The organism is Corallococcus caeni (genome assembly GCF_036245865.1).
Taxonomy (GTDB): domain Bacteria; phylum Myxococcota; class Myxococcia; order Myxococcales; family Myxococcaceae; genus Corallococcus; species Corallococcus caeni.
On the sequence record NZ_BTTW01000001.1, the window covers coordinates 1,422,453 to 1,445,468 of the forward strand.

Sequence of the window (23,016 nt, forward strand, 5' to 3'; positions counted from 1 at the left end):
CGTCTCTGGCGCGCTCGCGCCGGGTCCACGGCGCGGGACGGCAGGGCAAGACTCGAAAACTTGCCTCCGCGCCAACCTGCTTCACAGTTGTCGCGTCCTGTCGCACTTGAAGGTGAGCACCCGATGATGACCCCCTCCAACGGCCCCCGTCCGAACGAGCGCGAGCGCTACCACCCGCGCGTCGAAGCGCGTCTCCAGGTGAAGGTGCTCCTGTCGGGCCGCACCGTGACGGCGCAGGCGCGCGACATCTCCATGAACGGCCTGTTCCTCCAGGCGCACCCGGCGGACTCGCAGCGCGCGCTCACCATCGCCCTGCCGCTGCCGGGCGACCGCGAGCTCGTCACCATGTGCACCATCCGCCGCCGGGAAGTGGACGGCGTCGCGCTGGAGTTCGGCGAGCTGGACTGGGACGACCTCATCGCCCTGGCCCGCTTCCTCCATCCGCACCTGCCGTAAGGCCTTCCGGTGGGGCGTCAGTCCGCGGCCGTGCGGGCCGCGCGCAAGCGCTCCACCAGGTCCATCAGCTCCGCGCCGCGGAAGGGCTTGTGGATGTAGCCGTCCGCGCCCGCCTGCGTCGCGCTCTCCACGTCCGCCTTCTTCGCCTTCGCGGTGAGCATGTAGAGCGGCACCTTCGCGGTGATGGGATCGCTCTTCAGGATGCGGCACACGGAGACGCCGTCCAGCTGCGGCAGCACCACGTCCATCAGGATGAGGTGGAAGGTCCGGTCGCGGGCCAGCTTCAGGCCCTCGATGCCGTTGGCCGCGCAGACCACGTCCACCGCGCCGTCGCTCAACATGGAGCGCACCAGCTCGCGGATGACGGGCTCGTCCTCGACGAGGAGGATGTGGAAGGGTGCCTGCGCGTTGCCAGCCATGGTTCCTCGGGGCCCCTCGTAGGCCATTGCCCTGGCGACGTCCAGCGATGCGACGCCTGCCGGCAGCCCCTCTGTACGAAAGCGGTCCACCGCCGGTTTTCCCGCCGGCAGGGGTCGCTCCGGCCCCGCCTAGATTTCGGCGACGCCGTCGCGCTCGGCCCAGCCCTCCAGGCCGTTGGGCAGGCGGATGCGCACGTACTTCCCCGTCTCCTCCAGGAGCTGCACCTTCAGGCCGGCGTGCACCTCGAAGAGGGAGCGTCCTTCCGAGCGGGGCAGCTCCCGCGCCACCAGCGTGGGCGACAGCACGACGGCCTCATGCACGTTCTGGTGCACCCAGATGTGCGCCGCCAGGAGCATCGCCGCTGGCACCGCCGCGGTGAGGCAGAGGCCCGCGACCACGGCCACCGCCGTGCGCCGCAGCGAGGGGAAGACGCGACGGAAGAGCAGCAGCGCGAAGCCCACCAGCCACGCGACGAAGAAGACCCAGGCCACCGCCGCGCCGTCCGTGGCCGCCGCCAGCCGGGGGAGGAAGGCCTCGTCCGCGGCGGCACCCACCACCTTGTCCACCTGCCGCGCTCGCGCCAGGGCCAGGTTGGCTTCCAGGTCCGCGGCGCGTCCCCCCTGCTTCCGGGCCTGCTCCAGCGCCAGCACCGCGCGGCCCAGGTCGCCCCGGGCCAGGTGCGTGGTGCCCAGGTTGTAGAGCACGTCCGGCCCGCCGAAGCCGTGGGCGATGAGCTTCTCGTAGTGGGCCTGCGCGGTGGCGTAGTCCTCGCGCCCGTACGCGTCGTTGGCCTGCTGGAAGACGGCCTCCGCTTCCTCGGCGGTGTAGTAGCCCTGCGTCGCCGCGTCGCTCATCCGGCCCAGCCTTCCATCACCGCCGCCGCGGTCGCCAGCACCTTGCGCCGCTCGCCCGGCTCCACCCCGCCGCCGTAGCGGCCCAGGTCGCACGCCTCCAGCACGAAGAGCACGCGCGCGCGCCGCTCCGCGTCCACGCCCGCCGCCGCCAGCTTCTCCCCGAGCGCCTCGCGCGTCAGCCCGCCCACGGGGAAGCCGAGCTGCGCCTCCAGGAAGACCACCATCGCCTTCTCCACCTCCACGTAGAAGGCCCCCGCGTCCGCGCCCGCCTTGAGCTTCTCCGCCTCCGCCAGCCGCTTGCGCGCGGCCTTCGCCTGCTGACGGCCCCGGCCCGCCTCGGAGCGGGTGGCCAGCCGGCCGCGCAGGCCGCCGATGAACGCCACGCCCGCGAGCAGGCCCAGCGGGGTCAGCACGCCCGCGATGAAGAAGGGCCGCATCCACACGGGCTGCGACGGCCCCACGAACCGGGCCTGGGCGCGCACCGGGCGCAGCCCTCCCGTGGTGAGCACGTTCTTCTGCTCGTTGGCCGCGTCCGCCACCTGTGCGGGCGTCATCGCCGACGGCAGCGAGGACACGCCGCCCGCCCCCGCCTCCACGGTGATGGTGACGGGGTCCGTGCGCGCCGTCTCGTACTGGCGCCGCGACGGATCAAAGTAGGGGAAGCGCAGCTCCGGCAGCGTGAAGGTGCCCGTGCGCTGCGGCATCACCAGGTACTCCACCACGCGGCGGCCCTGGATGCGGTTGCGGTTGGGCGTGAGCCGGTCCGTCGTCGTCGGCTCGTAGATTTTCAGCGCGGCCGGGCCGGTGAGCTTCGGCGGGGTGACGTTCTTCACGTTGCCCTGCCCCTCCAGGATGACCTTCACCGTGATGGGCTGCCCCAGCTCCACGCGCGTCTGCGACACATCCAGCGACATGCGCCACGAGCCCACGTTCGCGTTGGACATGTTCGGCGGCGCACCGGACGGCAGCGGCCGCACCTTCACCTTCAGGCCGTTGGAGACGCGGTGCACGCGGTGGCCCGCGAAGAGGAAGCCCGTGGTGATGTCCGCCTCCGCGGGGGTGATGAGCAGCGTGCCGGACTTCACCGGGAACAGCGCGCGGCGGCGCAGCAGGTACGCGCGATACGGGATGCCATCCACCACCTTCTGCTCGCCCGTGAGCTGCGTGGGGCTCTCCACCTCCTCAGTCCAGAAGCCCTCCAGCTTGGGCATCGTCACCGCGTCCACGCTGGACAGGTCCACGCGCGAGTAGATGTAGAGCGACAGCGTGGCCTGCTCGCCCACGTAGAGGTCGTCCCGGTCCAGGCTCGCGCGCAGGAACAGGTCCGAGTCCCCGCGCGGAATCACCGGCTCGTCGTCGTTGAGGTCCGAGTCGTCGTCCCCGAACGGATCCGGCATGTTGCGGAAGTTGCGGAACGGATCCGGCAACGCGTTCCGGCCGCCCTGCTGCGCCTGGGGCGCGTTGCCCGAGTGGCCTTCGCGCACGGTGAGCTGCACGGCGTCCGTGCGGTACGTGCGGCCGCCCGCCGTCAGCGTCGAGGGCGGAAGGGTGAGCTTGCCCGCGCGCAGCGGGCGCATGAGCAGCTCGTGGCGGGTGATGTCCTGGATGACGGCGGGGCCACCGCCGGACAGCGAGATGGAGCGCTGGCTGCCGCGCGACGAGGAGAGCACCTCGAAGTCGTTGGACTCGGGCAGGCGCACCTGGGCGTTGGACGGCGCGTCCACCACCACCACGGTGAGCTTGAAGGTGTCGTCGGTGCCCACCTCGGTGCGGTCCACCGTCTGGTAGAACTCGATGTCCGCCGCCCACGCCGGCGCCGTGGCCAGGAGGGCGAGCACGGCGAGCAGCGCCGTGCGCCCGCTACCAGTCCTTCTCATTGGGCTTCCTCTGCTTCTTCTTCTGCTGGAAACGCCAGAGCTGGAGATTCTTCTCGTTCTGCTTCATCGCATCCAGCAGCCGCTCGGCTTCCTGCCGGTCGACGTCGCCCGGCGAACTTCCGCCGTCGCGCGGGTTCGACTCCGTGTCCTCTTCACCCTCGCTGCCGCCGTCCGCGCCGCCGTCGCGCGAGTCGCCCTCGCCCTCGTCCTGGCCTCCGTCGGCGCCGCCATCCGCGCCGCCGTCGCCCTTCTGGTTCGGATCCTGCTGCCCGCCATCCGAGCCGCCATCCGCCCCACCATCACCGGGCCCGGCGTCACCGCCGCCACCATCCGCGCCGCCGTCCTGACCGCCATCCGGCGCACCGCCGTCCGCGCCTCCGTCAGCGCCGCCATCCGGACCGCCGTCCTGGCCTCCGTCCTGCGGGGTGCCGCCGTCGCCCTTCTGGCCGCCGTCCTCGCCCGCGTCCGGACGTCCGCCGTCGTTGCCGCCGTCCTGGCCTCCGTCGGTGCCACCATCCGGGCCGTTCTGGGGCGGCGGCAGGTCGCGCAGCACGACCTCGTAGTTGTGCCGGGCCTGCGGATCCGTGGGGTCCAGCGTGAGCGCCTTGCGGTAGGACTTGAGCGCCTCCGCGCGGTCGCCCGCCGTGGCCGCGAGGTTGCCCAGGTTGTACCAGCTCTTCTGCGCCAGGTCGGGCTGGCGCGAGGACTCCGCCACCTGCTTGAACGCCTCGCGCGCTTCCGCCGAGCGGCCCAGCTTCGCCAGCGCGTCCGCGCGGTTGAACTCCACCGTCGGATCATTCGGCCGCTCCTTCTTCGCGGCCTCGAAGTCGCGGAGCGCGTCCTCGTAGCGCCCCGCCGCGTAGGCCTCGCGCCCGCGCTGCACCAGCGGGTGGTCCTTCTCCAGCGGCCCCACCGCCCACGCGGGCCCCGGCAGCGCCAGCAGTCCCGCCAGGCCCACCGCCATCGCGCGCGCCGCGCGCCGCCGCATCGAACGCGCGCTCATGCGGCCCTCCGGCGCGAAGGGATGAGCGCCATGCCCAGCACCAGCAGCGCCAGCCCGGGGATGGCGAACAGCTGGAAGCGCTCGTCGTAGCGGACCGTCACGCGGCTCTCCAGCTCGCTCTTCTGGAGCTGATCGATGCGCTCCACCACCTGCCCCATCGCCACGCCGTTGGGCTGGTAGAAGAAGGCGCCGCCCGTGGCGTCCGCGATGGCCGTGAGCCCCGCCCGGTCAAGGCGCGTGATGACGGTGTCGCCGTTGGAGTCCTTCTTGTAGTCCACGAACTCGCCGCGCCGGTCGTAGACGGGGATGGGCTCACCGGCATCCGAGCCCACGCCCACCGCGAGCACCTGGACGTGCGCGTCCTTGAGCGCGTCGGTGGCCTCGCGCACCTCGCCCGTGAGGTCCTCGCCGTCCGACAGCAGCACCACCACGCGCTCCTTGGAGCCCCGGTCCGCGTTGTCCAGCACCTGCTTGGCCAGCTTCAGCGCCGCGCCCACGTTGGTGCCGCCCTGGGGCATCACGTCCGGATCCACCGCGCGCAGGAACAGCTTCACCGCCGAGTAGTCCGACGTGAGCGGCGACTGCACGAACGCATCCCCGGCGAACACCACCAAGCCCGCGCGGTCGCCCTTCAGCTCGTCCAGCAGCGTGTTGAGCTCCAGCCGCGCGCGGTCCAGCCGGCTGGGCTGCACGTCGCGCGCGAGCATGGACTTGGACGCGTCCAGCGCCACCACCACGTCGATGCCCCGGCGCTTCGTCAATTCGCTCTTCGTGCCGCACTGGGGCTGCGCGAGCGCGAGCCCGAACAGCATCAGGCCCAGCCCATACAGGCCGCCCTGCACCGCCGGCCGCCACACGGACACGCCGGGCGCGAGCGTCGCCACGTGGCGCTCCGCGATGAGCGCCGACAGCCGCGTCCTGCGGCCCATCGCCTTGAGCAGCGCGAGCACCCCCAGCAGCACGCCCACCAGCGCCAGCCCCAGGAACAGCGGCTGCGCCAGGCCCACCTGGTAGCCCAGCAGCGTGAAGCGCCATGCCTCCAGCGTGGGCATCATGGGAACACCCGCAGGAAGGTGGCGCGCAGCAGCAGCTCCAGCGCGGCCAGCCCGAAGGCCACCAGCAGGAACGGGTGGAAGTTCTCCTTGTACGTGGCGCTGGCGCCGCCCTCCATCAGCTTCGAGCGCTCCAGCGCGTCCAGCACCTTCTGCAGGCCCTGCTTGAGGCCTTCGGGGTCGGTGGCGCGGTAGTACTCGCCGCCGGTGCGGTCCGCGATGTCCTGCATCAGCTCCGGGTTGATGGGGATCTCCGTCTCACGCCACACGGTGTTGCCGAACAGGTCCGTGCCCTGCGGGAAGGGCACCTTGCCGCCCTTGCCCACGAGGATGGTGTAGATGGGGATGTGGAGCGACGCGGCCATGTTCGCCGCGTCCAGCGGGGAGATCTTGCCGGCGTTGTTGTCGCCGTCGGTGATGAGCACCACCACCCGGCTCTTCGCGTCCGAGTCGCGCAGGCGGTTGAGCGACGTGGCGATGGCGTCACCGATGGCCGTGCCGTCCTCCAGCACACGGGTGCGCAGCTGCTTGAGCACCTCCTTGAGCACGCCGTAGTCCAGCGTCAGCGGCGACTGCGTGTACGCGGCGCCGGAGAACACCACCAGGCCCATCCGGTCGTTCACGCGGCCGGTGATGAAGTCGGACAGCACCTCCTTCGCCACGTTGAGGCGGTTCTGCGGACGGAAGTCGCCGGCCTCCATGGACGTGGACAGGTCCAGCGCCACCACGATGTCGATGCCCTCCACCGACAAATCCCGCACGCGCGAGTCGCGCGACTGGGGCCGGGCGATGGCCACCACCGCGGCAATCACCGCCGCGGCGCGCAGGACGGGGAGCAGCGGCAGGAGGTACGTGCGAAAGCCCCGGCCGCCCTTCGCGAAGACGTGCGCGGCGGAGAAGCGCAGCGTGGCGCGGCGCTTGCGCTCCCAGTAGGCGAGCACGAGCAGCAGCGGCGCCAGCAGCAGGGCCCAGAGCGCCTCCGGGTTATTGAACGCGAGGTCCGGGGGCAGCATCGGGCTTGGGGGGAGCGGGAGGAACGTACGTTCTGGCGAGCAGGTCGTAGCCGAAGGCCAGCGCCTGGTTGCAGGACTCGGGGGACGCGTCGGCGCGGGCGTACTTCACCAGGTCCGACTCGGAGACGAAGCGCATCAGCGCGTCCTCCGGCAGGCCCGGGGTGGGCAGCCGGCGCAGGGACGCCATCAGTTCGGACGACGTGCACTCCAGGGCCTCGAAGCCGTAGCGCTCGCCCAGGTAGCCGCGCACGATTTCGGAGAGGCGGAAATAGAAGTCCTTCACGTGGCCGCGGCCGGGCAGGTCCTCGCGCTTGAGCGCGTCCAACGACTGACGCACGCGCACGTCCAGGGGCAGCAGCGGAACGACCTTGTCGCGCTTCGGACGGCGCTGCCACCAGCGCACCAGCATCCAGGCCGCGAGCCCCACCGCCAGCGCCGCCGCGAGCGCGTAGAGCAGCGTCCACGAACGGATGGGCACCTCCTGCGGAGGCTGGTAGTCGAACAGCTCCGCGCCCTGCCCCTGCGCGTCCGGCGGCAGCGAGGAGGCCACCTCCACCGCCTTGCCCTTGAGCACGAACCGGCGGGGCCCCTCCGGCGTCGCCACGTCGAAGGTCAGGTCGGGCAATTGCACGCTGCCCAGCTCGAACGCGGAGAAGCGCAGGCCGAACGTCGTGGTCGCGTCGTTCGCGTTGTCCTGGCGCTGGCGCGTCTGCTGGAGCAGCTCCACGGCGCTCTCACCCGTGGGCGCCACCAGTTCGTAGCGCTGGTCCTTCGGGTGCGTGAGCGTCACCTGGTAGGTGAAGGGCTCGCCGATGCGCACCTCTTCCGGCTCCACCCGCGCGGACGCGCCCGTGGGCGACACCGGCTCCAGCGCGACGGGGGCCTTGGGTGCACCGGGAGCCGGGACCGGGGCCTGGGCCCACGCGGCCGGAGCGCTGACGAGGAGGACGGCCGCGAGGACGAGCGCGCGTCTCATGCCGCCATCCTCCGGGCCCGCGCGCGGAAGAAGTTCGCCAGCGCCTTGCCGTGGTCATCCCCGGCGCGCAGCTCCACGTGGTCCAGCTCCAGCTTCTTGAACAGCTTGCGGCGCTCGTCGCGCTGGGCCTGCATGGCGCGCATGAACTTCCCGCGCACGGCGGTGGAGCTGGTGTCCACGACGAAGCGCTCGCCCGTCTCCGGGTCCTCCATCTCCACCAGGCCGTGGCTGGGGAAGCGCTGCTCCAGCGGATCCTCGATGACCACCGGCACCAGGTCGTGCCTGCGGCCCACCAGGCGCAGTGGCTTCTCGTAGCCCGTGGCCATGAAGTCCGACACGAGGAACGTCACGGCCTTCCGCTTGGACACCTGCGTCAGGTACGTGAGCCCCGCGGACAGGTCCGTGCCGTGGCCCTTCGGCTTGAAGGTGAGGATGTCGCTCACCAGCCGCAAGACGTGCATGCGGCCCTTGCGCGGCGGGACGACCTTCTCCACCCGGTCCGAGAAGAGGATGAGCCCCACGCGGTCGTTGTTCGCGATGGCGCTGAAGGCGATCTGCGCGGCGACCTCCGCGGCGACCTCCGCCTTGGTGCGGTCCTTGGAGCCGAACTCGTTGGAGGCGGACACGTCCACCAGGAGCATCACCGTGAGCTCGCGCTCCTCGGTGAAGACCTTGATGAAGGCCTCGTTCATGCGCGCCGTGACGTTCCAGTCGATGAAGCGGATCTCATCGCCGGGCTGGTACTGCCGCACCTCGGAGAAGGCCATGCCGCGGCCCTTGAACACCGAGTGGTACTGGCCGGCCAGCATGTCGGAGACCACCTTGCGGGTGCGGATCTCCAGCTTGCGGATGCGGCGGATGAGGTCCTTGGGCAGCACGGGCGCGCTCTTACCGGGGCCTTCTCAGGGGACTTCCACGCGGTCGAAGACGCGCTGGATGATCTTCTCCTGAGTGAGCTCCTCGGCCTCCGCCTCGTAGGTCATCGCGATGCGGTGGCGGAGCACGTCGAAGGCGATGGCCTTCACGTCCTCCGGGGTGACGAAGCCGCGGTGGCGCAGGAACGCGTGCGCGCGGGCCGCCTGGGCCAGCGAGATGGTGGCGCGCGGCGAGGCGCCGAACTGGATGTAGTCCGCCAGGTCCTTGAGGCCGTAGCGCGCGGGCTCACGCGTGGCGAACACCACGTTGAGGATGTACTCCTTCACCTTCTCGTCCATGTAGATGCTGTGGACGAGCTCGCGCGCGCGCACCAGGTGCTCCAGCGCGATGACCCGCTGGGCCTTGGGCGACGAGCCGCCGGACATCCGGTCCATGATGACCTTCTCCTCATCACGGGTCGGGTAGCCCACCTTCACCTTGAGCATGAAGCGGTCCACCTGCGCTTCGGGGAGGGGGTAGGTGCCCTCCTGCTCGATGGGGTTCTGGGTGGCCAGCACCAGGAACGGCGAGGGCAGGCCGAAGGTCTGGTCGCCGATGGTGACCTGGCGCTCGGCCATGGCCTCCAGGAGGGCGGACTGGACCTTGGCGGGGGCGCGGTTGATTTCGTCCGCGAGGACGATGTTCGCGAAGATGGGCCCCTTGCGGACGGTGAAGGCGGCCGTCTGCTGGTTGTAGATCATCGTGCCGACGAGGTCCGCCGGCAGGAGGTCGGGGGTGAACTGCACGCGCATGAAGGTGGCGCTGAGCGAGTCCGCCACGGTGCGCACGGTCAGCGTCTTGGCGAGTCCGGGCACGCCCTCCAGGAGGACGTGGCCGTTGCACAAGAGGCCGATGAGGATGCGTTCGAGCATGTACCGCTGCCCGACGATGACCTTGCCGGTCTCCTGGTTGAGGACCTCGACGAAGCTGCTTTCCTGCTGCACGCGTTCAGTGAGCGCGCGGATGTCGGTGTTCATGTCCCCTCTGTCGGCCTGGGCGGCGGGCAGCCTAGGGTTCCCGGGCGTCCGGCTCAACACCGCTGTAAGCCGGACATTCCGTCAAGCCGCCCCGTCCCGTAAAGGGTCATCTCCCATGTCCCGCCCGCCCCCGCCCCGCCGCTCCGCCCTCCCCCCTCGCTGGGACGCCGCCGGCCGCCCCGGCGCCCCGGGCGCCACGCCCCCCGTGGGCCCGGTGGAGACGGGGCTCCTGGCCCAGCTGGCCCCGGCCGTGGTGCCCCAGGTGCACTGGCTCCCCGGAGGCGGCGCGGTGCGGATCCTGGAGGGGGGTCCTCCCGATGGCGCGCGGTCCACGGTCGTCTTCCTCCACGGGCGTGGGAACGCGGCGACCCACTGGTTCCCGTACCTGACGGTGCTGGCCCGGCACCACCGGGTGCTGGCCCTGGACCTGCCCGGCTTTGGACAGTCCACCCCGGCGGACGTGCGCGTGCGGTCGGCGGAGGACGCGGTGCGCTTCTTCACCGGGCCTGTGGAGGAGGCCCTGGGGATGCTGGCGCCGGGGCCGGTGTCCGTGGTCGGCCACTCGCTGGGCGGACTGGTGGCGCTGGAGCTGGCGCTGCGCGGCACGGTGCCGGTGGAGCGGCTGGTGCTGGTGGACGCGATGGGGCTGGGGCCGGAGATGCCCGGGCCGTCGCGCCTCTTCTTCCGCGCGGGGCCGGAGCGGCTGGCGCGCAACCTGGGGCCGTGGGCGATGGCGCGGATGCTGCCGCCTCCGCCGACGCCGCTGGGAGAGAAGCTGGGCGCGCTGGGCTACGAGCTGCTGAGCGTGCCCGGCGGGAGGCCCGAAGCCACGCAGGCCTTCAACGCGCTGGTGCCGCTGACGGGCCCGGTGTTCCACCGCCGCGAACGGCTGGGCGAGGTGAAGGCCCCCGTGCTGCTCGTCTGGGGTGAGCGCGACGAGACGCTGCCCGTCTCCCTGGCGGACGACGCCGCGCGGGAGTTTCCCCGGGCCCGCGTGCTGCGCGTGGACTGCGGACACAGTCCGCAGTTGGAGCACCCCGAGCGCGTGCTCCCCGAGCTGAAGACCTTCCTGGGCGAGGAGCCCCCCGGCCATTGAGCGGGCGCGGCGTCCCCCGCGTCACCTGAACCGGGTACAGTCCTCCGCCGTGCCGAAAGACTTCCTCGACTTGGAGGCGACGCCGGAGCGGCTGCACGCGCTGGCGGACGCCGGAATCCTGGCCCCGGACGCGTACGGGCGCGCGCTGCACCTGGCGGTCGCCACGCCCGCGAGGCCCGCGTGGCGCGCGTTCCTGTCCACGACGCTGATGGCGCTGGGCTCGCTGCTGGTGCTGGCGGGCGTGGTGTACTTCTTCGCCTTCAACTGGGCGGAGCTGGGGCGCTTCGCGAAGCTGGGCCTCGTCTGCCTGGGCATCGCCGGTGCGGCCGTGGGCGCATGGCGGCTGGGGGACCGGCCCGCGGGACAGTTCTCGCTGCTCGCGGCCGCGGTGCTGGTAGGCCCGCTGCTCGCCGTGTACGGGCAGGCGTACCAGACGGGCGCGGATCCGTATGAGCTGTTCATCGGCTGGGGCGTGCTCATCCTGCCGTGGGTGGCGCTGGCGCGCTTCACGCCGCTGTGGATGCTCCAGCTCGTGCTCGTGAACACGGGCGTCATCCTCTTCTGGGGCCAGCGCATGGCGCGCCTCGGCTCGCATGAGGAGGGGCTGGCGCTGGTGCTGGGGCTGCTCAACGGGTTCGCCTGGGCCACTTACGAGCACTTCGCCAACCAGAAGGTGTCCTGGCTCCGGGGGCGGTGGATGCCCCGGGTCCTGTCGCTCATGGCGCTGGGGCCGCTGGTGGGCCTGGGCATCCTGTTCATCGTCAGTGAGTACGACCGCACGCTCGTCGTCGGCGTGTCGCTGCCGCTGGTGCTCGGGGGGCTGGTCGCCATCTACGCCCTGCACCGGCACCTGCATGGCGAGCTGTTCCTGCTCACCGTGGGCGCTGTGTGCGTCATCACGCTCGTCACCACGGCGGTGGGCTACTTCCTCGTCAAGGTGACGCACGCCGAGGAGCTGACCCTCTTCATCCTGCCCCTGGTGCTCATTGGCGAGGTGGGGCTGGCGGTGTACTGGCTGCGCCACGAGTCGCAGGCCACGGGCGTTTCGGAGGAGACCTGACCATGGCCCTGCGACCGACGATTCAAGACGTGCTGGCGGGGCTCAAGGCCGAGGGCCACGTGGACGCGGAGGTGGATGCCCGCGCCCGCACCGCCCTGGAGATCCGTCAGAAGACGCTGGGCGCATCGCCCTGGTTCGTGAAGGCGCTGGCGGGCGCTGGCGCGTGGATGTCCGCCGCCTTCCTGCTCAGCTTCTTCGCGTGCGTGGGCCTGTGGAAGGAGGAGGTGGCGCTCACCGGCCTGGGGCTCGTGCTGGCGGTGGCGTCGGTGTTCCTGCGCCGCAACACGCAGGGGGCCTTCATGGAGCAGCTCGCCCTGGCCTTCTGCCTGGCGGGCGTGGGCTCGTTCCTGATGGGGCTGGGGCAGATGGATCAGTCCACCCTCACCATCGAGTTCGCGGGGATGGTGGCGTCCCTCGCGCTGCTCGTTGTGTTCCCGGACCTCATCCTCTACTTCCTGGCGACCGTGGGGCTCTGCGTGTCCGTCGGCGCGATGGCGCTCGAGCTGGTCGGTGGCGCGGGCGTGGACGCGTGGATGCTCGTGTGCGCCGCGGCGCTCGCGGGGCTCCTGCTCTTCGAGCCCCGGCTGCGGCGCGGGCAACTGGGCGCCCGCGTGGGGCCCATCGCCTTCGCGCTCGCGTGCGCGGTCCCGGGGTGGCTGCTGTTCCGCAGCTTCGAGAACTCGCAGGAGGGCTTCCACTACATCTTCCGCTTCGAGAGCGAGTTCGTGCCGAGCGCGTACCTCTCCATCCTGCTCGCGCTCCTCGCGGGGGTGACGGGCTGGCGGGTGCTGCGCGAGCTGGGCCTGGAGCGCGAGAAGCGCGTCTGGATTCCGGCGGTCTGCGCGCTCGTGCTGCTCACGGTGATGACGCTGAACACGCCGGGCGTGCTGGTGGCGGTGCTGATGCTGACGCTCGGCTTCCACCGGCGCAGCCGCGTGATGCTGGGGCTGGCGGTGGCGTTCCTGCTGACGTTCGGCGCGTACTACTACTACGACCTGCGCATCACGCTGCTGGCCAAGGCGCTCGCGCTGGTGGGCAGCGGGCTGGTGCTGCTGGGGGTGCGGCAGTTCTTCCTGCGGCGTGAAGCCGCCGTGCTCGCGGAGGCCCGATGAAACGCGGCGCCGTCATCTTCGGAGGGCTTGGGCTGGTGTTCGTCGCGCTCGCCTTCCTCGTCGTGCAGAAGGAGACCGTGCTGGCCAAGGGGCAGCCGGTGCTGTTGCGGCTGGCCCCGGTGGATCCGCGCTCGCTCATCCAGGGCGACTACATGGTGCTGGACTACGCCATCAACCAGGGCTGGCGCGAGGGCCGCGACCAGCCCCAGGAGGACGGCAACGTGGTGGTGCGCCTGGACGAGCACAACGTGGGCGAGTTCGTGCGCTACGAGCCGCCGGCCTCCACGCTCGCGCCCGGCGAGGTGCGCGTGCGCTTCCGCATCCGCAACTCCCAGATGCGCCTGGGTGCGGAGGCCTTCTTCTTCCAGGAGGGCCACGCGGAGCGCTACGCGAACGCGCGCTACGGCGAGCTGCGCGTGATGGACAACGGCACCAGCGTGCTCGTGGGCCTGCGCGACGAGAACTACCAGCCGCTGGGCAGCGCCATCCGCTGAAGGCCGCACGCGCGCCCCGGGAGACCGGGGCGCGCCGTCGCGTCAGTCCGCGTCCTCGTTCTCCAGCAGGTCGGAGAAGGGCGAGCCGTCCTCGCCCAGCGCCTTGTAGAGGACGTCCACCTTCTCCAGCTCGCGCTTGAGCGCCTTGTGGTGGTTGCGGTTCTTCACCAGGCTCTCGCGGCCCAGCAGGCGGAAGGCCTCGTCGCGGCCCACCTGGCGGATGGCCATGCCCAGCACCAGCCCGCGGAAGCCGTCCGCGTAGTCCAGGTCCAGCGGCGCTCCGCGCCTGCGCGCCTCGCCGACGAAGGCCTGCGCCGCGGCCCGCAGCGCCTCCGGAAGCGGCCGGCCCCCGGGCGACTGCTCGTAGTCCAGGGCGCGGGCCACGTGCTTCTCCTGCAACACGAGGTCGCCCGTGCTGCCCGCGTGCTCCACCATCGCCAGCGTGTACGCACGCCGCACGATGTTGTCGAGCTGCCGCAGGTTGCCCGGCCAGGTGCTGGTGGTCAGCAGGACCTCCGCCTCCGGCGCCAGCCGCGCGGAGCCGTCCGGCAGCCGCTCGCGGTGACGGCGGTTCACCATGTACCGCGCCCAGAGGGGAATCTCGTCCTGCCGGTCCTGCAGGGGCGGCATGCGCACCGGCAGCACGTTCACGCGGTAGTACAGGTCCTCGCGGAAGCGTCCGGCGCGCACCTGCGCGTGCAGGTCCGCGTTGGTGCCGATGATGAAGCGCACGTCCGCGAGCTTCTCGCCGGTGCCCTCGCCCAGCGGCCGGTAGCTGCGCGACTCCAGGAGGTGCAGCAGGCCCGCCTGCGCCTTCAGCGACAGCTTGTCGATTTCGTCGATGAACAGCGTGCCGCCGTCCGAGCGGGCCACCACGCCCGGCGCGTCGCGCACCGCGCCGGTGAAGGCGCCCTTCTTCCAGCCGAAGAGCTCCGCCATCTGGAGGTCCTCCGGCACCGTCACCAGGTCCAGCGTCTCGAAGGGCTTGCCCCGGCGGCCGGAGCGCTCATGGCACCAGCGCGCCAGACGCGACTTGCCCGCGCCCGTGGCGCCGCTCACGAGGATGGTCTCGTCCTGGAGCGCGAAGGTCCGGAGGATGGGCAGGAGCTCCGCCATCGAGCGGCCCACCACAGGGAGGAACTCGTCCACCTCCGGCGTGGCCACCGGCCGCTGCGGCAGCGCGGTGAGGTACGGCGCGGCGATGTCCGTGAGCAGCTGGAGCAGGTCCCCGGCGTCGCGCCAGACGAACTCCTGGCCCATGGCGGCCAGGCAGTCCGCCTCCAGGGAGATCATCCCCTCCATGCCCGAGGGCGTGCGCAGGGGCAGCACGCACACGTGCGTCGCGTGACGGCCCAGGAAGCGCTGCTTGCTCTCGTTGCTGTGGAAGCCCGCGAGGCCCGGGTCGCCCGTCACCGGCGCGTCCGGCGCGTGCGGCTGCACCGTGCCGATGTTCACGTCGATGGACACCGCGCACCGGTGCTCCACCACCGCGCGCCACGCCGTGGCGGAGGTGAAGAAGGGCGTCCCGACGCCCGCGTCCGTGACTTCGCGCGCGCCCACGTCCAGCGCCGCCAGCCGCCGGTACGCCTCTCCGGGGCGCAGGTGGACGATGCCACGCAGGACCCGGGCCCGCCCCGCGTAACGGCTGGACGCCACCGCGGCGTCCGCCACGGCCAGCATCCGACGTAACGTCGCCGCCGCCGCGGTCTCGAAATCCCTGGAATCCCTGAGCGCAGCCATGAGCTGCGCCAACTCGTCTTGCATCCCCTCGCCTCCCTTGCGGAAGCCGCGCCACCGCAGACCGGCGAAGCCGTCCAGAAAACAGACGCGGACTCTATCGGAGATGGCGGGGAGGTGCGGATTCAGATGGAGAGCGCGGAAGGAGCGGCCCCTCCTTCCGCGCTCCGGGTGCATCTGGATGCGGTACACGCCGTTGCCGGCGTATGGCCCGCCCCTATTGCGGCTGCCGTGCCAAGGAAGAAACCCAATGATTTCAAAGACTCCCGCGCATGCCACCACCACGGCTGCGTCCCACTGGAACGCAGACGCGTCCTGACGGAACGCAGCGCCCGCGCCGTTTCGCGTTCCAAGGCCTGTCACACCGCGCCGCCCGAACAGGCAGGCTGCGGGGTCATTCCAGACCAGTCAGGGAAAGTGGGGCAGGTTCCAGCCGCGCCAGACGCTGACCATGCGCAGCGCGAAGCAGGACGCGCCGCCCACCAGGGCCATGGTGCGGGAGGGCAACCCCAGACGCTGGCCCCCCACCATGACGAAGGCCCCGGCCATCGCCGCCACGGCGTAGATGTCCGCGCGCAGCACGGTGGGCACGTGGGTAAGGAAGAGGTCGCGCAGGGTGCCGCCGCCGGAGCCGGTGATGGCGGCCATGAGCACGGCCATCAGCGGACGCAGGCCGAAGTCCAGCGCCTTCCGGGCCCCGGCGATGGCGAAAAGGGACAGCCCCGCGGCGTCCAGCGTGACGAGCAGCAGGGGCGGCACGTCCGTCACGAAGCGGTGGAGGAAGAGCACCGTCGCGCCGCCCGCGAAGGCGACCAGCGCATAGCGCTCATCCCGGATGGAGTTGGGCGGCGTCGCGCCGATGAGCAGGTCGCGGAGGATGCCGCCACCCAGCGCCGTGGCGAACGACAGGACCAGGACGCCCAGCGGATCCAACCCGCCCGCGATGGCCGCGATGGCGCCCTCCACCGCGAAGACGTAGGTGCCGGCGAAGTCGAGCCCCCGCAGCAGCCGCGCCTCGCGGCCGTTGGTGCCCGCCTGCGTCCCTGCCACCGCGGAGGGGTCCATGCGGTCGACGCTAGCACCCGTGCTCCAGGGGCCCACGTCACGGCGCGGGCGCTCCATCCACCGAACGACACCGCGCCGCCCACGAAGGCAGCGCGCGTGTCAGGCTCCGGAAGCCGCGTCCGGGCCGAGGACGAAGACGCGGTCCAGGCGCGGGCTGCCGCGCCCCACGGGCGAGTCCAGGTCGTAGTCGAAGTCGAACGTGGCCGCGACGCGCAGCCCGGACTTGCGGAACAGGCGCTTCACCTGGGCCTCGTCGTACGTGCGGAAGTACCACGTCGTCTCGATGAGCCAGTCCTTGCCAGGGCCGGTGACGCGCAGCCGGTTGCGCATGGGCGAGCGGCGCAGGCGCTTCTCCGGCAGGCCCTCGTGCGTGTTGCACACGACCCTGTCCGCGCCCACCTGCCCCACCCAGCGCTCGTGCTCCGGCCCGGAGCGCGCGTAGTCCGTGAGGTGGAAGCCCAGCACGTAGATGCCGTCCGGCTTGAGCAGGCGCCGGGTGCCCGTGAGGTGCTCTACCGCGGCCTTCTCGCTGTCCAGGTAGCGGAAGGTGGAGACCAGCGTGTGCGCCAGGTCCACGCGGCCCTCCAGCGCCGGGTCGAAGAAGTCCTCCATGCGCGCCTGGGACAGCTTCACGCGGCGGCGCTCGGCGGGGGACAGCCGCTTGCGCGCGTGCGCGAGCATGGCCTCCGACAAGTCATAGCCCGCGACCTTCAGGCCCCGGCCCGCGGCCTCCGCCACCAGCCGGCCCGCGCCGCACGCGGGCTCCAGCCACTGGTTGCCGCCGGTGCCGTAGCGCCGGCTCAGCGCCTGGAGGAAGTCCGCCTCCCGCACGGTGTCCGTGCCGAAGATGGCCTCGTAGTACTCCGGGTGCTCGTACCAGTCCTTGCGTCGTTCCATGGTGCCTTCAGTGCTCCGTGTGCCCCAGGACGCGCGCGAGCACGAACATCACCAGCAACCCGGCTGCCAATGCCACCAGGTTGCGGCCAGGCTTGTCCCGCCCGTGCTTGTTCACGTGCGGCAGCAGGTCCGACACGGCGATGTAGAGGAAGGTGCCGGCGGAGAAGGCCAGGGCCTTGGGCGCCAGCGATTCGAAGCTCAGCACCGCGTCGAAGCCGAAGTAGAGCACCGCGCCCACCGGCACCATCAGGCCGTACAGCGCGGTGTACGCCAGGATGGTGCCGCGCTTCTTCCCCTCCGCCTGGAGGATGGACGCGAGCGACAGCGACGAAGGCACCTTGTGCGCGGTGATGGCCAGCAGCGCCATGGCGCCCACGCCCTCCTTCACCGAGGAGCCCAGCGCGATGCCGTCGAAGAGCGTGTGCGTGGACAGGCCCAGGAACGCGCTGAGGCCCAGCGCGTGGCCGTGCACGTGCTCCGCGCAGTCCGGCGGCTCCTCGCAGGTGTGGGCGACGAGGTAGCGCTCCAGCACCAGCACGAAGAGAAACCCCATGGGCACGAGCGCGAAGGCCCACCAGCCGCCGCCCTCGTACGCCTCCGGGAGCATGTGGAAGAAGGCCGCGCCGAACATCACGCCCGCCGCGAAGGCCAGGAACGTCACGAGCCGCGTGGAGCGGTCATTGAAGATGACCACCCCCGCGCCGGCCAGCGCGCTCAACACGACGATGAAGGAGTACAGGAGGACTTCGGCCACGACCGGCGACATGGGGCGCGCACCCTACTCCCAAAACGACGCCGTCAGTAACTTCGCACCACGAGCACCTCCACCCGCCCCGGCTTCACCTCCACCTCGTGCGTGGTGGGCCGGCCCGGGGCGTCCACCTGGACGGTGTGTTTTCCCGGAGGAAGCCGGAAGCGCGCCACCTGGAACTCCGCCGGCAGTGAAAGCCAGGAGCGCAGGTCGGCCTGGTTGCCCGCGTTGAGCACCAGGAAGGCGAGCACGCCCAGCTCCTTGCTCTTCGTCAGCGCGCCCACGCCCGCGGCCACGCCCGCCTTGGCCACCGCGCCCGCGAGCTGCTTCGCCAGCATGCGGCCGATGCGGTCGTTCAGGTGCACCTGGGCCACGCGCGACAGCGACGTCACCGTCACCGCCCGGTTCGCCTGCCCATCCACCGACACGCGCACCGGCGGTGTGCCCCCGCGGTCCCGGTACACGGGCACTTCAATCAGGTCCCCGGAGTCTCCGTAGTCGCGCGACGCGCGCTCCTTCTGCGGCGACAGGCCCGCCTCCACCACCACGACGAGCTGGCCGTCGCCGGGGGAGAGCGCGTCGTGCGCCACGTCCGGGAACTTCTGGGACAGGGATTCGTAGGCGTCATCGCGGCCGGTCTTCTTCGCCAGCCGCAAGAGCGGCTCCACCAGCCCCTCCAGCCGGGGCTCCAGCTCGTACGCCTTCATGTAGTCGATGAAGGCCGAGTCCCATTCGTGCTGGTCCTCGTACAGCACGCCGCCCAGGTAGCGCGCGATGGCGAGCTGTTCGTACGGCTTCTTCTCCTCCGTGATCATCTTCTCGAGGCGCTCGTTGACGCGGCGGACCTCCACGAGCGCGTCCTCGTCGCGGCCCAGCTCCGCGTAGTTGAGCGCCTGGAGGACGGAGATCATCAGCTTCTCGAAGTCCTCGCCCCGGTAGGCGCGGCGCCGCTCGTTGCTGAGCAGCACGCCGGCCTCTTCGCTCACGGAGGTGATGTCCAGCTGCGAGCTGAGGTCATCCGCCTGGGCCAGCACCTTCGTGCTCTCCTCCCACTGCCCGGCGGCGTGCAGCACCATGCCCTTGTCCAGCAGCAACAGGAGCTGGTCGCGCTCGGGGGCCTCCTTCTGCTCGCCGTCCAGCTCCGCCAGGGCGCGCGGATAGTCAGACGCCTGGTACGCGGAGCGCGCGGAGGCGGTGCGCGCCACGTAGTCGCTGGCGCAGCCGGTGCCCAGGACGCAGCAGGCCAGCATGAACAGCAGGCCCCAACGCGCCGCCGCCGGGGAGGCGGAGACACGCGGGGCCTGGGATGCGATGTCGGGGAGGTTGGACACGGCGGACGGCTACCAGCTCACGCCCTGCTTCTCGAACTTCTTGCGGATCTGCTTCTCGTCCGTCCACGCCAGCGTCCCGGTGCGCACGTCGTTCAGCTTCGCCGTCATCTTGTAATAGACGAGCTTGTCGCGGCCGACCTCCTGGATGATGGAGGCGAGGTCGCCCGTCATCAGGAAGTCCACCGACGCCTGCTGGCCCGGGGCCTTGGCGGCGTTGGGGTTCACGTAGCCGGACTGCTGGTACTCGTACTCCTCCGCGATGTCCTGGCGCGCGGCCTGGTCCACCAGGGCGAAGCGGCCCGTCTGCGCGAGCGCCGTCTGGATCTTGTCCGCCAGCGAGCGCATGTCGATGTGCTCACTGGTGCTGTTGCGCAGCTTGCCCACGAGGACGATGGGCAGGGGCTGGCCCTGCGGCGGCGGCTGCACGAAGCGCGGGGAGCTGGCGAGCGACTCAGCCATCTTCTTCGCGATGAGCTGCAGGTCGTTCTCGTTGAAGCGGTCCCCCAGCATCTCGATGGTGTTGGGGTCCTCGTAGGTGCCGCGCGTGAAGGCGCGGGGGCCTCCGCAGCCGGCGAGCGACACGGCGACGAGGGCGGAGAGCAACAGGCGGCGGGTGTTCATGGTCGGGTCGACTCCTAGTTCCATTCGCATTCGAAGCGGCTGCCTTCGAAGTTCCACTTGTAGGCAAGCACCGCGTCGCGGCGGTAGCCGGCCGTCAGCCGGCAGAGGCTCTGCAGCGAGGCGCGCGGATAGTCGAAGGTGTACGTCTGCGCCTTCGCGCGCTCCTGCGGGGTGAGCTGCGAGGGGTGCGTGAGCGTGGGGCTGGCGCTGGCGGCCACCATCACGCGGTGCGCGCCGTAGGTCTTGAGCGGGACGTGGCCCGCCAGCTGGATGCGGCGCACCGTGCGCGCCACCATGATGTCGCTGCGGTCCACCATCGTCTCGTGGCTGTTGCGGCGCTGCAGCAGCTCCGGGAGGTTCGCGGAGAACACGCGGGTGATGTCCCCGTCGTCCACGAAGAAGTAGAGGAAGGCCTCGCGCGCGGTGCGGCTCTCGCCGGTGAAGTCCAGCGTCACCAGGATGTCCAGCTGCCGGTTGGGCGCCAGGCCATGGCGCGACACCGCCGCCAGCACCGTCTTGTCCACGCCCGCCTTCTTCAGGCGGATGAGGCCGTCCGCGCTCGCGTCGCAGGCGCAGCGGCGCTCTTCAATCATCTTCACCAGCTGCGCGGGCTCGAAGCCGGCCTGCGACAGCTTGGTCAGCTCCTCGTCGGTGAGCGGGAGCTGGTCCGACCGCTCATAGATGCGCGGCAGCTGGTTCGGGTCCCACTGGATGATGTTGTAGGTCTGCACGTCCCCGGACGGGAACGGCAGTGACACGGACGGCGCGGCGGCGCGAGGCGCCTGGGCCGTGGTCAACGCGACAGCGGCGGCGAGCAGTTGAGCGATCATGGCGTGCGGTCAGAACCGGTATCCGACGTTCATGAACAACCGGTTCGTGACTCCTCCTCCCCCGATGGGGATGTCCGGCGAGTAGTGCAGGCCCATGAGCACGCGGTCGCGGCGGTCCAGGTAGAGCTCCGCGCCCACCTGCGGCGACAGGGCGAACCGCAGACCCTCGCCCTCCGGGATGACGATGGCGCCCGCCTTGAGGCCGAGCGTGAAGGACACCGGCCAGCCCCAGCTGCGGAAGGTGGGGCCCACGTTGCCGATGAAGCGCCCACCGTCGAAGACGTAGCCACCGCTGACGTCCAGGCGGTACCAGTCATCGCCCCAGAGGGACACGGTGGCGCCCACGAACAGCGGCGGGCCCTCCGGCGCGCCCGGGGGGTTCTCCCCGGAGTTGATGGCCGCGCCCCAGTCGAACTGGAGCGACACGCCCCGGCGGTTCTCGCCGTAGTAGCCCCCCGTACCGTACTCCGACTCCTCGGGCCCGTCGGTGCGGCCCCGCTCCTGGGCGCTCGCGGTGAGCGGCGCGGCGACGGCCAGGAGCGCCAGGGCTCCGCACAAGGTGACAGGACGCTTCATCTGATTGGACTCCCCAGCGTGGGTGCGACTGCTCTTACGCGCGTCATACGTCGCGACGGGCGCCATATTCATCGTGCGGCGAGCGTCCGTGCAAGCGGCTGTTCTGCCTGCGCCCGTCCCCTTCAGGCCCGCGGCTCCGGGGCGCCCTGGGCGGCGTCCTGGCCGTCCTTGGAGGGCGGGGGCACGGCGGCGCGGGACTCGCTGCGCACCGTGGGCAGCCACTGGGGCCGGGCGCGGATGAAGAGCACCAGCCGCTCACGCACCAGGAAGCGCAGGTCCCCCAGCTTGCCGGAGTCCGCCGCGCTCACCAGCGCCCGCAGGGTGAGCGTCTTGTCCATCACGTCGAAGACGACCAGCGTCTTCACCCGGCCGTCCCACAGGTGCTTGCCCTCGTTGGTGAGGATGCGGTCCAGCTCCGCGCGCAGCGCGTCGATGTCCGCCATGTAGTCCACCTGGAGGATGACCGTGCCCATCATCTCCGGAGAGCCCTTGCTCCAGTTCTGGAACGGCTTGTCCAGGAACTGCTGGATGGGGATGACCATGCGCCGCTGGTCCCAGATGCGCAGCACGACATAGGTGAGGGTGATCTCCTCCACCGTGCCGAACTCACCCTCCACCAGCACGTTGTCGCCGATGCTGACGGGCTGGGTGATGGACAGCTGGATGCCGGCGAGCAGCGTCGCGAGCGACTTCTGCGCGGCGAGACCGACGGCGAGGCCGGCGATGCCGGCGGAGGCGAGCAGCGACACGCCGACGTTGCGGACCACCTCGAACTGCATGAGCAGCAGCGCGGCGGCGATGACGTAGGTGGCGACCTCGAACACCGCGCGCAGCACGGCCAGCTGCGTGCGCAGCGAGCGGGCGCGGGGGTGGCCCCCCGTCTCGGAGGTGACGCGGCTCTGGACGTAGGCCTCCGACACGCGGAGGAAGCGCAGGATGAACCACGCCACCGCGATGATGGTGAGCGAGTAGCTCACCCGGTCGCTCAGGAGCTTCAGCTTGGGAGGCAGGAGCAGGAACGAGGTGCCCAGCGCCAGCAGGATGGCGAAGAAGGGCAGCCGCAGGGGGCCCCGGCCCGCGTTGACGACCTGGTCGTCCCAGGAGATGCGCGTCCAGCGCGCCACCCGCAGCGCGGCGGCCAGCAGCACCTTCTCCAGGACGTAGGAGAGCAGCCACGCGCCCAGCAGCGTCACCGCGAGCCCCAGCCACTGCCACAGCTCCAGCCCCAGCACCGTGCGGTCGAAGAAGACGGACGGGAGCGTCTCCGTCAGCAGCGGGCCGTACTCCTCGAAGAGCGGGTCCACCATCTTCACGGTGGGCTCCGACACCACCCAGACGAACGTGCCGTCCACGGAGAGGCGCTGCAGCCGGATGGGGATGGTGTCGCCCTTGAGCGGGATGCCCCCCAGCGACACGAAGCGCGAGCTGGCGGAATCGCCTTCCGGCGCCTTCGGCAGCACGGACGTGTCCACCGACAGCTCACGGTCCAGGACGAACTTCAGCTTGCGCGCCAGCTGGGCGCCCTGCGCGGGCTGCTCGGAGGCCGGGAGGTGGTCCAGGTAGAGGTAGTGGGCCGCACGGCGGTAGTCCCCGCGATGCACCGCGTCCAGGAAGCCCTGCGCGGTGGCGCGCGGCGACGTGCGGTCGAGGTCCTGGGGGACCTCCCCCAGTCCCCCATTGAGAGCGAGGGCGGGGACGCTACCGAGGACGCACCCCAGGAGAAGGAGGGCCACCAGGACCCGGGAGGCATGGCGCTTCATGGGCGCCTCCATACTCCGTGTGCGGTCGGTTGTCCGGGAAAGACGGTGGGTGCTTCCGCGCCCGCCCGGCGGCCAGGAAGCCCGGGGTCGAGAACAGAAAACCCCTGTCGGAACGCGACACGGGAAAGCATTGGTGCGCCGCT

23 protein-coding genes are annotated in these 23,016 nt (G+C 71.1%); 5 read left to right on the top strand and 18 right to left on the bottom strand.

Features of this window, described 5'->3' with window-relative positions:
* Window positions 1–123: 123 nt before the first annotated feature.
* Window positions 124–456 carry a PilZ domain-containing protein gene (locus tag AABA78_RS05660; protein WP_120523302.1) on the top strand — a complete coding sequence of 111 codons (333 nt, stop codon included), beginning with the start codon at window positions 124–126 and terminating at the stop codon, window positions 454–456.
* Between the two features lie 17 nt (window positions 457–473).
* Here AABA78_RS05660 and AABA78_RS05665 read toward each other — a convergent pair whose 3' ends face one another.
* The 9 genes from AABA78_RS05665 to AABA78_RS05705 all read right to left on the bottom strand — a co-directional run bounded on the left by AABA78_RS05665 (window position 474) and on the right by AABA78_RS05705 (window position 9,543).
* Window positions 474–875 (bottom strand): response regulator, encoded by a 402-nt coding sequence (locus AABA78_RS05665; RefSeq protein ID WP_338261966.1) that lies wholly within the window; start codon window positions 873–875, stop codon window positions 474–476.
* Window positions 876–1,004: 129 nt separating this feature from the next.
* Window positions 1,005–1,730, bottom strand: a complete 726-nt coding sequence (locus AABA78_RS05670) for an SH3 domain-containing protein (RefSeq protein ID WP_171417163.1) — start codon at window positions 1,728–1,730, stop codon at window positions 1,005–1,007.
* Window positions 1,727–3,607 (bottom strand): BatD family protein, encoded by a 1,881-nt coding sequence (locus tag AABA78_RS05675; protein WP_338261967.1) that lies wholly within the window; start codon window positions 3,605–3,607, stop codon window positions 1,727–1,729. Before AABA78_RS05675 ends, AABA78_RS05670 begins: the two co-directional genes overlap by 4 nt.
* Window positions 3,591–4,610 (bottom strand): tetratricopeptide repeat protein, encoded by a 1,020-nt coding sequence (locus tag AABA78_RS05680; RefSeq protein WP_338261968.1) that lies wholly within the window; start codon window positions 4,608–4,610, stop codon window positions 3,591–3,593. Before AABA78_RS05680 ends, AABA78_RS05675 begins: the two co-directional genes overlap by 17 nt.
* A complete protein-coding gene (locus tag AABA78_RS05685; protein WP_338262375.1) occupies window positions 4,607–5,662 on the bottom strand; it encodes a VWA domain-containing protein in 1,056 nt (351 codons plus the stop codon). The genes AABA78_RS05680 and AABA78_RS05685 overlap by 4 nt, the downstream gene beginning before the upstream one ends.
* Window positions 5,662–6,675, bottom strand: coding sequence for a vWA domain-containing protein (locus AABA78_RS05690; protein ID WP_253895289.1), 1,014 nt, complete (start codon window positions 6,673–6,675; stop codon window positions 5,662–5,664). Before AABA78_RS05690 ends, AABA78_RS05685 begins: the two co-directional genes overlap by 1 nt.
* Window positions 6,647–7,651, bottom strand: a complete 1,005-nt coding sequence (locus AABA78_RS05695) for a hypothetical protein (protein ID WP_338261969.1) — start codon at window positions 7,649–7,651, stop codon at window positions 6,647–6,649. Before AABA78_RS05695 ends, AABA78_RS05690 begins: the two co-directional genes overlap by 29 nt.
* A complete protein-coding gene (locus tag AABA78_RS05700; RefSeq protein WP_171417172.1) occupies window positions 7,648–8,529 on the bottom strand; it encodes a DUF58 domain-containing protein in 882 nt (293 codons plus the stop codon). Before AABA78_RS05700 ends, AABA78_RS05695 begins: the two co-directional genes overlap by 4 nt.
* A 24-nt stretch (window positions 8,530–8,553) precedes the next feature.
* A complete protein-coding gene (locus AABA78_RS05705) occupies window positions 8,554–9,543 on the bottom strand; it encodes an AAA family ATPase (protein WP_171417174.1) in 990 nt (329 codons plus the stop codon).
* 115 nt (window positions 9,544–9,658) lie between these two features.
* Here AABA78_RS05705 and AABA78_RS05710 point away from each other — a divergent pair, with 115 nt between their 5' ends.
* From AABA78_RS05710 to AABA78_RS05725, 4 genes are read left to right on the top strand one after another with little or no spacing between them, the layout of a single operon-like run.
* Complete coding sequence (locus tag AABA78_RS05710; RefSeq protein ID WP_338261970.1) at window positions 9,659–10,639, top strand: alpha/beta fold hydrolase; 981 nt, start codon at window positions 9,659–9,661, stop codon at window positions 10,637–10,639.
* A 49-nt stretch (window positions 10,640–10,688) separates the two neighbouring features.
* A complete protein-coding gene (locus AABA78_RS05715; RefSeq protein ID WP_338261971.1) occupies window positions 10,689–11,699 on the top strand; it encodes a DUF2157 domain-containing protein in 1,011 nt (336 codons plus the stop codon).
* A 2-nt stretch (window positions 11,700–11,701) separates the two neighbouring features.
* Complete coding sequence (locus AABA78_RS05720) at window positions 11,702–12,811, top strand: DUF4401 domain-containing protein (RefSeq protein WP_338261972.1); 1,110 nt, start codon at window positions 11,702–11,704, stop codon at window positions 12,809–12,811.
* Window positions 12,808–13,305 carry a GDYXXLXY domain-containing protein gene (locus tag AABA78_RS05725; protein ID WP_338261973.1) on the top strand — a complete coding sequence of 166 codons (498 nt, stop codon included), beginning with the start codon at window positions 12,808–12,810 and terminating at the stop codon, window positions 13,303–13,305. Before AABA78_RS05720 ends, AABA78_RS05725 begins: the two co-directional genes overlap by 4 nt.
* Window positions 13,306–13,347: 42 nt before the next feature.
* Here the strand turns inward: AABA78_RS05725 and AABA78_RS05730 are convergent, their stop codons facing one another.
* The 9 genes from AABA78_RS05730 to AABA78_RS05770 form a co-directional block, all read right to left on the bottom strand.
* A complete protein-coding gene (locus AABA78_RS05730; protein WP_171414134.1) occupies window positions 13,348–15,069 on the bottom strand; it encodes a sigma-54-dependent transcriptional regulator in 1,722 nt (573 codons plus the stop codon).
* A gap of 381 nt (window positions 15,070–15,450) precedes the next feature.
* On the bottom strand, window positions 15,451–16,107 hold the full coding sequence (locus AABA78_RS05735) for a trimeric intracellular cation channel family protein (protein ID WP_338261974.1): 657 nt from the start codon (window positions 16,105–16,107) through the stop codon (window positions 15,451–15,453).
* 99 nt (window positions 16,108–16,206) lie between these two features.
* Window positions 16,207–17,004 (bottom strand): class I SAM-dependent methyltransferase, encoded by a 798-nt coding sequence (locus tag AABA78_RS05740; RefSeq protein ID WP_338261975.1) that lies wholly within the window; start codon window positions 17,002–17,004, stop codon window positions 16,207–16,209.
* Window positions 17,005–17,011: 7 nt separating this feature from the next.
* Window positions 17,012–17,770 (bottom strand): ZIP family metal transporter, encoded by a 759-nt coding sequence (locus AABA78_RS05745; RefSeq protein WP_338261976.1) that lies wholly within the window; start codon window positions 17,768–17,770, stop codon window positions 17,012–17,014.
* 32 nt (window positions 17,771–17,802) lie between these two features.
* Window positions 17,803–19,086 (bottom strand): COG3014 family protein, encoded by a 1,284-nt coding sequence (locus AABA78_RS05750; protein ID WP_338261977.1) that lies wholly within the window; start codon window positions 19,084–19,086, stop codon window positions 17,803–17,805.
* Between the two features lie 9 nt (window positions 19,087–19,095).
* Window positions 19,096–19,707 (bottom strand): penicillin-binding protein activator LpoB, encoded by a 612-nt coding sequence (lpoB, locus tag AABA78_RS05755; RefSeq protein ID WP_338261978.1) that lies wholly within the window; start codon window positions 19,705–19,707, stop codon window positions 19,096–19,098.
* A 14-nt stretch (window positions 19,708–19,721) separates the two neighbouring features.
* Window positions 19,722–20,537, bottom strand: coding sequence for a hypothetical protein (locus tag AABA78_RS05760; RefSeq protein WP_120528883.1), 816 nt, complete (start codon window positions 20,535–20,537; stop codon window positions 19,722–19,724).
* 9 nt (window positions 20,538–20,546) lie between these two features.
* Window positions 20,547–21,113 carry a hypothetical protein gene (locus tag AABA78_RS05765; RefSeq protein ID WP_338261979.1) on the bottom strand — a complete coding sequence of 189 codons (567 nt, stop codon included), beginning with the start codon at window positions 21,111–21,113 and terminating at the stop codon, window positions 20,547–20,549.
* Between the two features lie 122 nt (window positions 21,114–21,235).
* Window positions 21,236–22,873 carry a mechanosensitive ion channel family protein gene (locus tag AABA78_RS05770; protein WP_338261980.1) on the bottom strand — a complete coding sequence of 546 codons (1,638 nt, stop codon included), beginning with the start codon at window positions 22,871–22,873 and terminating at the stop codon, window positions 21,236–21,238.
* Between the last annotated feature and the right edge of the window lie 143 nt (window positions 22,874–23,016).

Coding starts and splice junctions, on each gene's coding strand:
- AABA78_RS05660 (WP_120523302.1), top strand. CDS start 124: ATGATGACCCCCTCCAACGGCCCCCGTCCGAACGAGCGCGAGCGCTAC.
- AABA78_RS05665 (WP_338261966.1), bottom strand. CDS start 875: ATGGCTGGCAACGCGCAGGCACCCTTCCACATCCTCCTCGTCGAGGAC.
- AABA78_RS05670 (WP_171417163.1), bottom strand. CDS start 1,730: ATGAGCGACGCGGCGACGCAGGGCTACTACACCGCCGAGGAAGCGGAG.
- AABA78_RS05675 (WP_338261967.1), bottom strand. CDS start 3,607: ATGAGAAGGACTGGTAGCGGGCGCACGGCGCTGCTCGCCGTGCTCGCC.
- AABA78_RS05680 (WP_338261968.1), bottom strand. CDS start 4,610: ATGAGCGCGCGTTCGATGCGGCGGCGCGCGGCGCGCGCGATGGCGGTG.
- AABA78_RS05685 (WP_338262375.1), bottom strand. CDS start 5,662: ATGCCCACGCTGGAGGCATGGCGCTTCACGCTGCTGGGCTACCAGGTG.
- AABA78_RS05690 (WP_253895289.1), bottom strand. CDS start 6,675: ATGCTGCCCCCGGACCTCGCGTTCAATAACCCGGAGGCGCTCTGGGCC.
- AABA78_RS05695 (WP_338261969.1), bottom strand. CDS start 7,651: ATGAGACGCGCGCTCGTCCTCGCGGCCGTCCTCCTCGTCAGCGCTCCG.
- AABA78_RS05705 (WP_171417174.1), bottom strand. CDS start 9,543: ATGAACACCGACATCCGCGCGCTCACTGAACGCGTGCAGCAGGAAAGC.
- AABA78_RS05710 (WP_338261970.1), top strand. CDS start 9,659: ATGTCCCGCCCGCCCCCGCCCCGCCGCTCCGCCCTCCCCCCTCGCTGG.
- AABA78_RS05720 (WP_338261972.1), top strand. CDS start 11,702: ATGGCCCTGCGACCGACGATTCAAGACGTGCTGGCGGGGCTCAAGGCC.
- AABA78_RS05725 (WP_338261973.1), top strand. CDS start 12,808: ATGAAACGCGGCGCCGTCATCTTCGGAGGGCTTGGGCTGGTGTTCGTC.
- AABA78_RS05730 (WP_171414134.1), bottom strand. CDS start 15,069: ATGCAAGACGAGTTGGCGCAGCTCATGGCTGCGCTCAGGGATTCCAGG.
- AABA78_RS05735 (WP_338261974.1), bottom strand. CDS start 16,107: ATGGACCCCTCCGCGGTGGCAGGGACGCAGGCGGGCACCAACGGCCGC.
- AABA78_RS05740 (WP_338261975.1), bottom strand. CDS start 17,004: ATGGAACGACGCAAGGACTGGTACGAGCACCCGGAGTACTACGAGGCC.
- AABA78_RS05745 (WP_338261976.1), bottom strand. CDS start 17,770: ATGTCGCCGGTCGTGGCCGAAGTCCTCCTGTACTCCTTCATCGTCGTG.
- lpoB (WP_338261978.1), bottom strand. CDS start 19,707: ATGAACACCCGCCGCCTGTTGCTCTCCGCCCTCGTCGCCGTGTCGCTC.
- AABA78_RS05760 (WP_120528883.1), bottom strand. CDS start 20,537: ATGATCGCTCAACTGCTCGCCGCCGCTGTCGCGTTGACCACGGCCCAG.
- AABA78_RS05765 (WP_338261979.1), bottom strand. CDS start 21,113: ATGAAGCGTCCTGTCACCTTGTGCGGAGCCCTGGCGCTCCTGGCCGTC.
- AABA78_RS05770 (WP_338261980.1), bottom strand. CDS start 22,873: ATGAAGCGCCATGCCTCCCGGGTCCTGGTGGCCCTCCTTCTCCTGGGG.